This is a genomic window from Pseudomonas aestiva (genome assembly GCF_039908605.1).
Lineage (GTDB): Bacteria > Pseudomonadota > Gammaproteobacteria > Pseudomonadales > Pseudomonadaceae > Chryseomonas > Chryseomonas aestiva.
In genome coordinates, this window is record NZ_CP150916.1 from 3338925 (window position 1) to 3352185 (window position 13261).

8 protein-coding genes are annotated in these 13261 nt (G+C 65.6%); all 8 read right to left on the reverse strand.

Features of this window, described 5'->3' with window-relative positions; genetic code table 11:
• Positions 1–279: 279 nt before the first annotated feature.
• Positions 280–1098, reverse strand: a complete 819-nt coding sequence (locus AABM56_RS15525; RefSeq protein ID WP_347883449.1) for an HAD family hydrolase — start codon at positions 1096–1098, stop codon at positions 280–282.
• The gene (zwf, locus tag AABM56_RS15530; RefSeq protein ID WP_133862429.1) at positions 1080–2636 is read right to left on the reverse strand and encodes a glucose-6-phosphate dehydrogenase; all 1557 of its coding nucleotides are present in this window, start codon (positions 2634–2636) and stop codon (positions 1080–1082) included. The genes AABM56_RS15525 and zwf overlap by 19 nt, the downstream gene beginning before the upstream one ends.
• 83 nt (positions 2637–2719) lie before the next feature.
• Positions 2720–3697, reverse strand: coding sequence for a phosphogluconate dehydrogenase (NAD(+)-dependent, decarboxylating) (gnd, locus tag AABM56_RS15535; RefSeq protein ID WP_133862430.1), 978 nt, complete (start codon positions 3695–3697; stop codon positions 2720–2722).
• Positions 3698–3715: 18 nt separating this feature from the next.
• Positions 3716–6535 (reverse strand): bifunctional transaldolase/phosoglucose isomerase, encoded by a 2820-nt coding sequence (locus AABM56_RS15540; protein ID WP_347883450.1) that lies wholly within the window; start codon positions 6533–6535, stop codon positions 3716–3718.
• Complete coding sequence (tkt, locus tag AABM56_RS15545) at positions 6532–8616, reverse strand: transketolase (RefSeq protein ID WP_133862432.1); 2085 nt, start codon at positions 8614–8616, stop codon at positions 6532–6534. The genes AABM56_RS15540 and tkt overlap by 4 nt, the downstream gene beginning before the upstream one ends.
• Before the next feature lie 241 nt (positions 8617–8857).
• Positions 8858–10240 carry a sigma-54 dependent transcriptional regulator gene (locus AABM56_RS15550; RefSeq protein ID WP_133862433.1) on the reverse strand — a complete coding sequence of 461 codons (1383 nt, stop codon included), beginning with the start codon at positions 10238–10240 and terminating at the stop codon, positions 8858–8860.
• Positions 10237–11436, reverse strand: coding sequence for a PAS domain-containing sensor histidine kinase (locus AABM56_RS15555; RefSeq protein ID WP_133862434.1), 1200 nt, complete (start codon positions 11434–11436; stop codon positions 10237–10239). The genes AABM56_RS15550 and AABM56_RS15555 overlap by 4 nt, the downstream gene beginning before the upstream one ends.
• 194 nt (positions 11437–11630) lie before the next feature.
• Positions 11631–13109 (reverse strand): sigma-54 dependent transcriptional regulator, encoded by a 1479-nt coding sequence (locus AABM56_RS15560; protein ID WP_263258889.1) that lies wholly within the window; start codon positions 13107–13109, stop codon positions 11631–11633.
• Between the last annotated feature and the right edge of the window lie 152 nt (positions 13110–13261).

The window sequence follows — 13261 nt, forward strand, 5'->3', positions numbered from 1 at the left end:
GAAAACGGCGCAGCCTTTTCCACTTGGTGCGAAGGCAGGCCCTGTTGGGCTTCGGCGGTGGAACCGCCTCGATCCAATCTAGGCATCCTGTAGCTTGGGCTGAGGGCAAGCGAAGCCCAACATCACCCACCAGACCATAGCGTGGAAAACGGCGCAGCCTTTGCCACCCGGATCGAGGGCCAACCCGGTTGGGCTTCGGCGGTGGAATCGCCTCAACCCAACCTAGGCATCCTGTAGGTTGGGCTAAGCGCAGCGAGGCCCAACATCGACCGACCGATATCAGCTCTCCAGGATCCACCGATCGATAGCCTGGGCCAGGCCATCTTCCTGGTTGCTGGCCGTTACCCGGTCGGCCGCTTCCCGGACCCCTGCGCCGGCCTGGCCCATGGCGATGGCCAGGCCAGCTTGGCGGAACATGGGCACGTCGTTGCTGCCATCGCCAATGGCCGCGGTGCGCGCCACCGGTACGCCCGCGGCCTGGGCCAGTTCGATCAGGGCATCGCCCTTGTTGGCCTTGGGGTGGGTGATGTCGAGATAATAGAGCTGGGAGCGCAGCACCGTGGCGCCCTCTCCCAGCCGCTCGCCCAACTCGCCTTCCAGGGCTTCAAGGCCGGCGTGATCGCTACCGGCGGCGACGATCTTGTCGACGCGATCCAGGTAGGGTTCGAAGGATTCCACCACAGTCGGCCCATACCCCAGCGCCCGAGTCTCACGCGGAACGTAGGCACCCTGACCATCGCGGGTCAGCCAGAGGTCGTCGGCGAACAGCCAGACCTCGAAGGCTTCATTGTCCAGCCGCTCCAGCACCTGGCGCGTCACCGGCTCGGCGAGGCGATGGGCGCGGATCAGGGTGCCGTCCGCCTTCACCAGATTGCCGCCGTTGAAACCGGCCACCGCCTGATGAATGCCAAGTTGTCGTACCAGCGGCAGTAGCGCCCGCGGCGGGCGGCTGCTGACCAGGGTAATGGCCTTGCCGGCCGCCTGCAGCTGCTTGACGGCGGCGATCACCGCCTCGCTCAGGCTCTTGTCGTCACGCACCAGGGTGCCGTCGATATCCGACACCAGCAGGTCGATGGGGATCAGGTCAGCGGATGCCATGAGCGGCCGTCCTTCTGCAGGAGTTCATCGGCACCAGCGGGACCGGCACTGCCTGCGGCGTAGCTTTCCACCGCGCCGCCCTGTTGCCAGGCGTCGAGGATGGGTTGCACGGCGCGCCAGCCGTTCTCGATGTTGTCAGCGCGCTGGAACAAGGTCTGGTCGCCGATCAGGGAATCGTAGATCAGGGTTTCATAGCCGGTGGAGGGCTGCATCTCGAAGAAGTCACTGTAGGCGAAGCCCATGCGGATGTTTTCCAGCTCCACCAGCGGTCCCGGGCGCTTGGCATGGAAATCGAACCACATGCCTTCGTCGGGCTGGATCTGGATGATCAGGTAATTGGGCCGCATCCGATCGATCTTGGTATCGCGGAACTGCGCATAGGGCGCGTGCTTGAAGCAGATGGCGATCTCGGTGTCGCGCGCGGTCAGGCGCTTGCCGGTACGCAGGTAGAAGGGCACACCCGCCCAGCGCCAGTTGTCGACGAACAGCTTGAGTGCCACATAGGTCTCGGTCTCGCTCTGCGGATCGACCCGCTCTTCCTCGCGATAGCCTTTGACGGGCTTGTCGTTCATCGTCCCGGCGGCGTACTGGCCGCGCACCGAATTGGCCAGGGCCTCTTCGGTGGTCTGGGGGCGGATGGCGCCGACCACCTTGGCCTTCTCGTCACGCACCGAGGTGGCATTGAAGGACGCCGGCGGCTCCATGGCGACCATGGCCAGCAGCTGGAACAGGTGGTTGGGCACCATGTCCCTCAGGGTGCCGGTCTTCTCGTAGAAATCGCCCCGCGACTCCACACCCACGGTCTCGGCCGCCGTGATCTGCACATGGTCGATGTAGTGGTTGTTCCAGAACGACTCGAACAGGGCGTTGGAGAATCGGCTGACCAGGATGTTCTGCACCGTCTCCTTGCCCAGGTAGTGGTCGATCCGATAGATCTGCTTTTCGTCCATGTTCGCCAGCAGGCGCTGGTTGAGCGCCTGGGCGCTGGCCAGGTCGGCGCCAAAGGGCTTTTCCACCACCAGTCGGCGATAGGCGTCTTCACGCTCTTCCAGCAGTCCGGCCTTGCCCATGCGCTCGGCGACGTCGCCAAAGAAGCGGGCGGCGGTGGCCAGGTAAAAGACGGCATTGTCGGTGTCGGCCTGGGCGATGCGCTCGCCTACCGCCTGATAGGTGGCGTCTTCGAGGAAGTCACCCTGCAGATAGCGGATGCGCCCGCGTAACTGGCCCCAGAGATCGGCATCCAGCGCCTCGTCCCGGGACCTGCCCTTGGCTTCGGCCTGGTCGCGGATGAAGGCTTCCAACCGGTCGGCGAAACCTTGGTCGGTGTTGGGATTGTGGTCGACGCCGATGATCTGGGTGCGGTCGTCGAGCAGGCCGTCACGCAGCAGGTTGTATAGCGAGGGGATCAGCAGTCGCTTGACCAGATCGCCATTGGCGCCGAACAGAAAGAGCGTGGCGGGCGGCGCGGTGGGCGCCTTGGTACAGGAGCGGCGCTCCTGGGCGGCGGTGCTGGGGGTAACGGCAGGAGAATCGGTCATGACAGGGCCTTATCCACGAGGGCGGCTGATGCCGTCCCCCGGGACGCGGCCCGTGGCCGCTCCACAGGGGAACGGCCGGGGTTTTATTGCGGGATTTCGACGTGGCCGCCAAAGCCGAAGCGCATGGCCGACAGCAGCTTGTCGGCGTAGGTGGCTTGCTGGCGAGAACGGAAGCGCGCATAGAGGGCAGCGGACAGGACGTTGACCGGCACCGCCTCCTCGATGGCCGCCTCGATGGTCCAGCGGCCTTCGCCGCTGTCGGCCACCGAACCGGAGAACTTCTCCAGCTCGACGTCGCCGGCTAGGGCCTGGGCGGTCAGGTCCAGCAGCCAGGAGGACACCACGCTGCCACGGCGCCAGACTTCGGCGATGTCGGCCAGGTCCAGCTCGAAACGCTCGTCTTCCGGCAGCTTGTCGCTGTTCTTCATCTTGAGGATGTCGAAGCCCTCGGCGTAGGCCTGCATCAGGCCGTACTCGATGCCGTTGTGCACCATCTTGACGAAGTGACCCGAACCGGCCGGACCGGTGAAGATGAAGCCGCGCTCGGCACGCTCGTCCGGGGCGTTGCGGCCACGGGTCCGCTCGATGCTGCCGTAGCCGGGAGCCAGGGCCTCGAAGATGGGCTCCAAGCGCTCCACAGCCGCGGACTTGCCGCCGATCATCATGCAGTAGCCGCGCTCCAGGCCCCAGACACCGCCGGAGGTACCGACATCGACATAGTCGATGCCCTTCTCGGCCAGGGTCTTGGCGCGACGGATGTCGTCCTTGTAGTAGGTGTTGCCGCCATCGATGATGACGTCACCGGGAGCCAGGCGGTCGGCCAGCTCGGCGATGGTCTGTTCGGTCGGCGCGCCCGCCGGCAGCATGACCCAGATGGCCCGCGGCTGTGCCAGGGCGGCGATGACGCCATCAAGGCTATCGGCGGTGATGGCGCCTTCCTTGCCGAGGCCGGCCACGGTTTCGGCACTGCGGTCATAGACCGCGACTTCATGCCCATGCTTCATCAAACGCCGTGCGATGTTGCCGCCCATGCGGCCCAGTCCGATGATTCCCAATTGCATGCTGATGACTCCTTGAGGTCAGGCGACCGCCGCCTCGACCAGTTCGACGATTTGTTGCAGGCCGGCGTCGATGTCGCCGCCCTTGATATGCACGCGCAGATAGCGCCGTCCCCGTTCGGCCAGCACCTCGAGGTCGCCTTTGGCCTGGGCGGCCTCGACGACACCAAAGCTCAGACTCCGCCCTGGAATCTGCAGGTCGTTCTGGGCATCGGCGGTAATCTGAATGAACACACCCGAGTTGGGACCGCCCTTGTAGGCCTGTCCGGTGGAGTGCAGGAAACGGGGGCCGAAGCCGCCGACGGTCGCTACGCGCTTGCTGTCGCGAATGCTATCACGCATGGCGCCCAAGGCCTCCTCGTGCACGGCATTGCGCTCGAGATAGGCCAGCACGGCGAGATAGTCGCCGGGCTGCAGGCGTGCCAGGTGCGCCTTGATCGCCGCGCGGGCGGTGTCCTGCCCCTGCAGGTCGGCATCGCCGAACAGTGTCAGCGTGCCCTCCTCCAGCAGCGGCTCATCACCGGCCAGACGACCCTCGCGCTCGTAGCCATCGGTAAGGGCACGGGTCTTGATCTTGCTGGCTTCCACATCAGGCTGGTCGAAGGGATTGATACCGATGACGGCACCGGCTACCTCGGTGGCCACCTCCCAGCGGAAGAATTCCTGGCCGATCAATTCGGCGCGCGCCAGACGGATATCCACCACCGGATGCCCCGCGGCGGCCAGGGCCTGCAGGCGACTGTCGCGCTCGGCGTCTTCCTCGCCGGCCAGCACCAGGCTGACGAACACCCGGTCCCTGCCGTAGACGGCTGGCTCGCCGAGGGGCTCCAGGTCCACCGGGATGATGCCCTTGCCCTGCTTGCCGGTGCTCTCGGCGAGCAGCTGCTCCAGCCAGGCGCCCAGACTGGCGACACCCGGTGAAGCGATCAGAGTGACCTTGTCGCGTCCCGCACGCACCGCCTCGCCCAGGACCACACCCAGGCGAATGCCGGGATTGATGGCGGGGGGCGCACTGGGGCTGCAGGCCAGCACCATGGGCTGGGTCACCTGGAAGAAGTCGGCCACCGAATGGCCGAGCAGCGCCAGGGGCACCATGCCGAACACCGACAGCACCGAATAGCGCCCGCCGATATGGGGATCGCCCTGGAAGATGGCGCGGTAGCCTTCGGCCGTGGCACTGGCTTCGAGCTTGGAACCTGGATCGGTGATGGCGACGAAGCGCCGCCGCACCTCTTGCGCCCCCAACGCCTGCTCGACGGCCTTGTGGAAGTAGGCCCGCAGGATTTCCGGCTCCAGGGTCGAGCCGGATTTGCTCGATATCAGGAACAGCGTCTTGCGCAGGTCCAACTGTTCTTCCAACGCGGCGATCTGCGCCGGGTCGGTGGAATCCAGCACCTTGAGGGTGAGTCCGCCCGTGGCGGTACCTAGGGTATTGGCCAGCACTTCCGGGCCCAGGCTCGAACCACCCATGCCCAGTAGCACCACGGTATCCAGGCCTTCCTTGCGAACGGCCTCGGTCAAGGCCCCGAGGGCAACCGGATCGGCCTGACGCCCCTGGGCCGCGGCCAGCCAGCCGAGCCACTGGTCTTCGTCACGACCGGTCCAGAGCGAGGCGTCGCCCTGCCAGAGCCGGCGCGACCACCCTTCACGCCGCGCCTCGTCCAGGCGGGCCTCGACGGCTTCTTTCAGATCGTCTGGCAGACGATAGTCCGCGGCATTCAGGCGCTCGCCAAGAAACTCGAGGCGCTTCTGCCCAACCGCGCCCAACAGGGCATCGGCGGCATCTTCGAATTGCCGGGCGCCGTCCTTGACCAGCCGCTTGGCCACGCCATCGAGATCCAGCCCGAAACGGACCGTCGCATCCACCACCCGCTGCGCGGCGTCGATATCGGTGCTCAGCATGGGGGCTGCCGTGCCATGGTCGCGGAAGGCGTCCATGGTCTTGGGCGGCATGGTGTTGACGGTGTCCGGGCCGATCAGTTGATCGACATACAGGGTATCGGGATAGGCCGGATCCTTGGAGCCGGTGGAGGCCCACAGCAGTCGCTGCGGATGAGCGCCCTTGGCTTCCAGCACCTTCCAGCGTGGCGACTGGATGAGACGCAGGTAATCCTGATAGGCCAGTTTGGCGTTGGCGATGGCGACCTTGCCGCGCAGCTCGGCCAGTTCGCCGTCGTCGCCCTTGCGCTCGTCGATCAGCTTGTCCAGCACGCCGTCGACCCGGCTGATGAAGAAGCTGGCGACACTAGCGAGCCGCCCGATGTCCTTGCCATGGTGCAGCCGGGCTTCCAGGCCCGCGATATAGGCCTCCGCCACGGCCATGTAGGCGTTGCGATCGAACAGCAGGGTCACGTTGACGTTGATCCCCTCCTCGATCAATTTGCGGATGGCCACCGCCCCTTCGGGCGTACCGGGCACCTTGACCATGAGGTTGGGCCGATCCACTGCCTGCCAGAGACGGCGCGCCTCGTCGAGGGTGGCACGGGTATCCAGCGCCAGATAGGGCGAAACTTCCAGGCTCACATAACCATCGCGCCCTTCAAGCCGGTCATAGACCGGCCGCAGGATGTCGGCGGCCTGCTGAATGTCCTCGATGGCTAGATGCTCGTAGACGTCCACCGGCTCGGCATCGGCCTGTTCCAGGAAGGCCTTGAGGCTGGCATCGTAGTCGCTGCCGTGGCCCATGGCCTTCTCGAAGATCGAAGGGTTGGAGGTGACACCGGTGAGGCCGTCACGCTCGATCAGCTTTTGCAGCTCACCCTTGGCGAGGAACTCGCGGCTGACGAAGTCGAGCCAGACCGCCTGGCCCTGCTCCGTCAACTGTTTGAGTGGATTGCTCATGTGGCGCTCCCTTTGCGTTGCGCCTGCTCCTTGGCCAGCTTGACCACGTTTTCCACGGTGTAGCCATATTTCGCCTGCAGCTTGCCGATGGGCGCGGAGGCACCAAAAGTGCTCATGGTCACCGAGGCACCTTTGCGACCGATGTAGCGCTCCCAACCCAGGGGACCGGCCTGCTCAATGGCAACACGGCCCAGGACCTCGTCCGGCAGCACCGACTGCTTGTAGGCCTCGTCCTGCTCCTCGAACAGCTCCCAGCAGGGCATGGAGACGACTCGTGCCTTCACCCCTTCGCCCTGGAGCTGCTCATAGGCCTGCATCGCCAGGCCCAGTTCGCTGCCGGTGGCCATGAGGATCACCTGGGGCTTGCCACCTTCGGCATCGGCCACCACATAGGCACCCTGGGCAACGCCCTCAGCGCTGGCGTACTTGGCGCGATCCAGGGTCGGCAGCGGTTGCCGCGACAGCACCATGCAGGAGGGTCGATTGGTCTGCTGCAGCGCGATCTTCCAGGCCTGCACCGTTTCATTGGCATCGCCCGGACGTAGGGTCAGCAGACCCGGGGTGGCGCGCAATTGCGCCAGGTGCTCGATGGGCTGGTGGGTGGGGCCGTCTTCGCCGACGCCGATGGAGTCGTGGGTGAAGACGAACACCACCGGCAATTCCATGATGGACGCCAGGCGGATCGGCGGCTTCATGTAGTCGCTGAACACTAGGAAGGTCGCGGTGAAGCTGCGCAGGTAGCAGAGCGCCATGCCATTGGCGATGGAGCCCATGGCGTGCTCGCGGATGCCGAAGTGCATGTTGCGCCCGGACGGCTCGCGGGCGGAGAAGCTGCCCGCGCCATCGAACTTGAGATTGGTCTTGGTGGACGGCGCCAGATCCGCCGCCCCGCCGACCAGCCAGGGAATGTTCTGGGCAAAGGCATTGAGCGCCTTGCCACCGGACTCGCGGGACGCCACACCCTTGGCATCGGTATCGAAGCTGGGCAGCTTGGCATCCCACCCTTCCGGCATCTCACCGGCGCGCATGCGCTGGAGTTCATCGGCGCGGGTCGGATCGTCCTGACGCAGACGATCGAAGGCACGATTCCAGTCTTCGTAAAGACCGCTGGCACGTTCCAGCAGGGCATCGCGCAGGTGGTGACGGGCGTCGTCGGGCACCAGGAAGTCGGCATCCTCGGGCCAGCCATAGGCCTTCTTCGCCAGCTTGATCTCGTCCGCACCCAGGGGTTCGCCGTGGGCCGCCGCGGTGTTCTGCTTGTTGGGTGCGCCGTAGCCGATGAGGCTGTCGACCACGATCAGGGTCGGTTTGCCGGTATTGCCCTTGAATCGATGCAGGGCGGCGGCCAGAGCTTCGGCGTCGTTGGCATCCTTGACGTGCAGGGTGTGCCAGCCATAGCCACGGAAGCGCTCGGCCACGTCTTCGCTGAAGGCCAGCTCGGTGTGCCCTTCGATGCTGATGGTGTTGTTGTCGTAGATCCAGCAGAGGTTGTCCAGCCCCAGGTGGCCAGCCATGGAGGCCGCCTCGCCGGTGACGCCTTCCATCATGTCGCCATCGCCGCAGAGCACATAGACGTCATAGTCGAACAGGGTCATGCCCGGTTGGTTGAAACGGGCGGCCAGCCACTTCTGCGCCAGCGCCATGCCGACGCTGTTGCCGCAGCCCTGCCCCAGCGGACCGGTGGTGGTCTCGATGCCGGTGGTCATGCGGTACTCGGGGTGGCCCGGGGTCTTGGAATCCAGTTGGCGGAATTGCTTGATGTCGTCGAGGCTGACCGCTTCCTTGCCGGTGGCGGTACCGTGCTCGTCGATTTCCTTGACGCCCGCCAGGTGCAACAGCGAATAGAGCAACATGGAGGCATGGCCGACCGACAGCACGAATCGGTCGCGGTTGGGCCAGTCCGGATGTTCGGGGTGATAGCGGAGGAAGCGGCTCCACAGCGTGTGGCCGACCGGGGCCAGGGCCATCGGCGTACCGGGGTGCCCGGAGTTGGCCTTCTGCACCGCGTCCATGGACAGGGTACGGATGGTATTGATGACAAGCTGGTCGGCGTTGGAGCTGGAAGGTGCGGTGGAACCCATGGCAAGCGTCCTCGTGCTGGCAGGCGCGCCACCCGCGGCGAAAACGGCAAACACCGTCCGTGAAACCGTTTTCAGCAAAGGCAGCGCCTAAGAGAAGAAAGCAAAGCGGCCGGACAGGGTCCGGGGCGGCGGGGGCATGCATCCTCTGCGACCCCACGCCGCAGTCGCGATCCTTTCTCTAGAACAGCACGCCAGAGGGTTGGTTCCGCACGGGTAGATAGCCGGCTATCGACTTGCGCACTCAGTAGCCGGCGGCGAGGGCCAGCTCGACATCCAGGCCGGCGTCGCGCATCTGCGCCAGCTTGTACCTGAGGGTACGCGCGCTGATGCCGAGGCGCTCGGCGGTCTCCTTGCGCCGACCACGCTCGGCCTTCAGGGTATCGAGAATCACCTGGAATTCCCGATCGCGCAGATCGGCGTCCAGCGGACGTATGTCATCGCTAATGCCTGTCGCTGGCACAGGCGCGGCGGCAGGCGACGGGGATACCCCGGTCGGCAACCAGTGCAGCCCGAAGTCCTCAGACTGGATCTGCTGGCCCGTTTGCAGGATCAGCGCCCGCTGCACGGCGTTGTCCAGTTCGCGCACGTTGCCCGGCCAGGGGTGCTCGGCCAGGGCCTGGCGCGCGGCAGGGCTCAGGACCGGTACCGGACGATTCATCCGTGCGGCCTGCACCGCCAGCAGTCGTTCGGCCAGGGGCACGATATCGGCCGGTCGCTGGCGCAGCGGCAGCCAGGCCAGCGGAAACACCGACAGGCGATAGAAGAGGTCTTCGCGAAAGCGCCCGGCGGCCACCTCCTCCGCCAGCTTGCGGTTGCTGGTGGCCACCACGCGGATATCCAGCGCCAGCGGCTTGCGCGCCCCGACCCGCTCCACCTCGCGCTCCTGCAAGACGCGTAATAGCTTGGCCTGCAGGCCCAGCGGCATCTCGGAAATCTCGTCCAGCAGCAGGGTACCGCCCTGGGCCAGTTCGAACTTGCCCGGCTGGGCGGCGATGGCCCCGGTAAAGGCGCCCTTCTCGTGCCCGAAGAGGATGGCCTCGAGCAGGTGATCGGGAATGGCCGCGCAATTGACCGCCACGAAGGGACCATCCGCCCGTGCCGATTGATCGTGGATGAAGCGCGCCAGCACCTCCTTGCCGGTGCCCGACTCACCGGTGATGAGCACCGTGGCCTCGCTCCGGGCCACCCGGCTGGCCAACTCCAGCAGTTGTCGACTCTGGGGATCGGCCGCCACCGGCTGGCGACCACCGGGCGCCCGCCGTCCCTGAAGGCAGCAGCGCGCCAGGGTCTCCAGCAACAGGCGCGGCTCGAAGGGCTTGACCAGATAGTCCGCCGCCCCACCGCGCATGGCCTCGACGGCGCGTTCGATGCTGCCGAACGCGGTCATCAGCAGCACCGGCAGCGCCGGATCGCGCAGTCGGATACTGGCCAGCAATTGATGCCCGTCGATACCTGGCATGTTGACGTCGCTGATCACCAGGCCGAAGGGTTCCTCGGCCAGCGCCAGCAGCGCCGCCTCGCCGCTGTCCACGGCGCGATAGCGATAGCCACCGAGCTCCAGGGTGTCCGCCAGGGCTTCGCGTAGGGCACGGTCGTCTTCCACCAGCAGGATGGGCAGGGTCATGCCGGGGTCTCCTCGCTCGCCAGCAGCGGCAGGATGAAGGTCACCAGCGTGCCACGGCCCAATCGGGAGCGCACGTTCAGCCGCCCGCCATGGGCCTTGGCCATCGCCAGGGCGACCGGCAGGCCAAGACCGGTGCCGGTGGTCTTGGTGCTGAGAAAGGGTTCGCCCAGCCGTTGCTGGACCGCCTGCGGAATGCCGGGACCGCTGTCACTGATCGCCAGGCGCAGCTCCCCGTCACGACGATGGAGATGCACCTTGAGTCGTCCCGGGCGGCCACTGCCGGCCATGGCCTGCAAGGCGTTGTGAATGAGGTTCAAGGCGGCGCCCACCAGCATGTCGCGGTTGCAGGTGAGCAGCCCAGCCTGGACATCGAGTTGCCAGCGCACGGGGCAGTCGCCGAGATGCGGGTTCGCGGCCTCGCGCAGGGCAGTGAACAACGCGGCCGGCGTCAGCCGATCCGCCAGCGGCAATTCGCCCCGGGCGAACACCAGCATGTCGCGGACCTGGTTTTCCAGTTCGTGCAGCCGTTCCTTGAGGCGGCCGGCGAAACGCTGCTGTTGCGCCAGCGCCAGACCGCCCTCCTCCAGATGGCTGGCATAGAGCAGCGCCGCGGTTAGCGGGGTCCGGATCTGATGCGCCAGCGAAGCCATGGTCCGCCCCAGCGCCGAAAGCCGCTCATGCCGTGCCAGTTCGCCCTGCAGATGGCGGGTTTCGGTGAGGTCGTTGAGCAGCACCAGTTGCCCCGGCTCACCATCCAGGGAACGGATGGCGATGGACAGGCGCCGACCGTCACGCAGGGATACCTCGTGGCCATCGTCATGGCGCGGCGCAAAGGCCCGCGCGATCACCGTACGCCACAGTTCACCGGCCAAGGGTTCGCCGAGCAGGGCCTCCGCCACCGGGTTGGCGTCGCGCACGCGTCCGGCGCCATCCACCACCACGATACCGGCGGGCAGCACATCGAGCAGATTCTGCAGCCGGCTGGCCAGGCGCTCCTTTTCCGCCAGCTCCTGCAGGCGCTGGGCGGACACCCACTCCAGTTCGCCCTGCAGCGAATTCATCCGGGCTTCGAGCAGCTGGAAGGATTCGCTCAGCTGGCGCGACATCTGCCCCAGGGCTTCGCGAGCCTGGGCCGAGGCGGAGGTCTCTACGGCAGCGTCGGCAGGGACAGCGGAAGAAAGGGCTTGCGCAGGCATCGGCTAAGGCTCGCGACGGACAATTGACATTATCCGGGCTGGAGCAAGACCCATGCCGCCCTGGCGCCAAAGCGCCCTAGGGTGGAAAACGGCGCAGCCTTTTCCACCCACTTGCAGCATTACAAAGTAGAAGGTGGATGAGGCTGCGCCGTCATCCACCCTACCTCGATACGCTCAGCATCGCTGAAGCTGCACTAGATCTCTTCGTCGAACTCGTCGTCGCGGCGACCCATGCCGTACTTACGCATCTTCTCGACCAGGGTGGTCCGGCGGATACGCAGTCGCTCGGCGGCACGCGCCACTACGCCACCGGCATCGTCCAGCGCCTGCTGGATGAAGCTCTTTTCCAGGTTGGCCAGGTAGTCCTTGAGATCCAGGCCTTCACTGGGCAATAGCGCCGAGGAGGACACCTCAAGGGTCCCGATCCCGGCCATGGCCTCGCGCTCCTGCAATTCCTCGCGCAGGGATTCCACCATGGGATCGGCTTCGTCCTCCACGTAGCGGAACTTGAGCGGCAACTCGGCCACGCCAATGACGCCATAGGGATGCATGATCGCCATGCGTTCCACCAGGTTGGCCAGTTCGCGGACATTGCCCGGCCACTCATGGCGGCACAGCGACATGATCGCCGCCGAGTTGAAGCGGATGGAGCCACGCTTCTCGTGTTCCATGCGGGCGATCAATTCGTTGATCAGCAGCGGAATGTCTTCGCCCCGCTCGCGCAGCGGTGCCATGTCGATGGGGAAGACATTGAGACGATAGTAGAGGTCTTCGCGGAAGGTGCCCGCGGCGATCATCTGCTCCAGGTTCTTGTGGGTCGCCGCGATGATGCGCACGTCCACGCTCTGGGTCTTGTTGCTGCCCACCCGCTCGTAGGTCCGCTCCTGCAGTACCCGCAACAGCTTGACCTGCATGGGCAGCGGCATGTCGCCGATCTCGTCGAGGAACAGGGTGCCAGTGTTGGCCAGCTCGAAGCGGCCGGCGCGGCTGGTGATGGCACCGGTAAAGGCGCCCTTCTCATGGCCAAACAGTTCGCTTTCCAGCAACTCGGCAGGGATGGCGCCGCAGTTGACCGGCACGAAGGGTGCCTCGCGGCGCTTGGAGTGAAAGTGCAGGTTACGCGCCACCACCTCCTTGCCGGTACCCGATTCGCCGAGGATGAGCACCGTGGCCTCGGTATCGGCCACCTGCTGCATCATCTTGCGCACCCCTTGAATGGCGCGACTGGTACCCACCAGGCTGCGGAACAACTCGGGCTCACGCTGACGTCCGCGATCCCGAGCCTGGTCGTACATCTCTCGATAGACCTGCGCGCGGTGCAGGGAGTCCAGCAGCTTGTTGTAGGCCAGCGGATACTGGAGAGAGACCAGCACGCGGCGGCGAACGTCGTCCGGCCATTCCGGCTGCGCCGATTCGCCCAGCAACAGCAGCGGGACCATCTCGTCCCAGGCCACAACCTGCTTGAGCAGCTCGACGCTGTTGCCACGGCTGTCGACGCGGCCGACCAGCACACAGCTGACCTGGCGACTGCTGTCGAGCGCTGCGAGGGCGGCTTGCCAATCGGAACTGGTGCAGGCGAGGTGATCTTCGCCGAGAAAATCGAGAATGACCGATACCGCCTGGCGCCGCTCGGCTTCATCGTCGATCAGAAGGATCTTGGTTTCACGCCACATGTCCCTGCCCCAATTCGGCTTGTCGGTTCGCTACGCGCAGGTGTCGCCTGCATCCAAGTGCCAACTGGTCGGCATCTTGCGCAAGTTAAGACAAATTGTGATGCGGGGTCAATTTTATGGCGGCGAAATATCCAAACTTTGAATTACCGTCC

What these genes read in the sequence shown, in the direction of transcription:
- AABM56_RS15540 (WP_347883450.1), bottom strand. Translation starts at nt 6,535, where the DNA reads ATGAGCAATCCACTCAAACAGTTGACGGAGCAGGGCCAGGCGGTCTGG.
- AABM56_RS15525 (WP_347883449.1), bottom strand. Translation starts at nt 1,098, where the DNA reads ATGGCATCCGCTGACCTGATCCCCATCGACCTGCTGGTGTCGGATATC.
- AABM56_RS15560 (WP_263258889.1), bottom strand. Translation starts at nt 13,109, where the DNA reads ATGTGGCGTGAAACCAAGATCCTTCTGATCGACGATGAAGCCGAGCGG.
- AABM56_RS15550 (WP_133862433.1), bottom strand. Translation starts at nt 10,240, where the DNA reads ATGACCCTGCCCATCCTGCTGGTGGAAGACGACCGTGCCCTACGCGAA.
- zwf (WP_133862429.1), bottom strand. Translation starts at nt 2,636, where the DNA reads ATGACCGATTCTCCTGCCGTTACCCCCAGCACCGCCGCCCAGGAGCGC.
- AABM56_RS15555 (WP_133862434.1), bottom strand. Translation starts at nt 11,436, where the DNA reads ATGCCTGCGCAAGCCCTTTCTTCCGCTGTCCCTGCCGACGCTGCCGTA.
- tkt (WP_133862432.1), bottom strand. Translation starts at nt 8,616, where the DNA reads ATGGGTTCCACCGCACCTTCCAGCTCCAACGCCGACCAGCTTGTCATC.
- gnd (WP_133862430.1), bottom strand. Translation starts at nt 3,697, where the DNA reads ATGCAATTGGGAATCATCGGACTGGGCCGCATGGGCGGCAACATCGCA.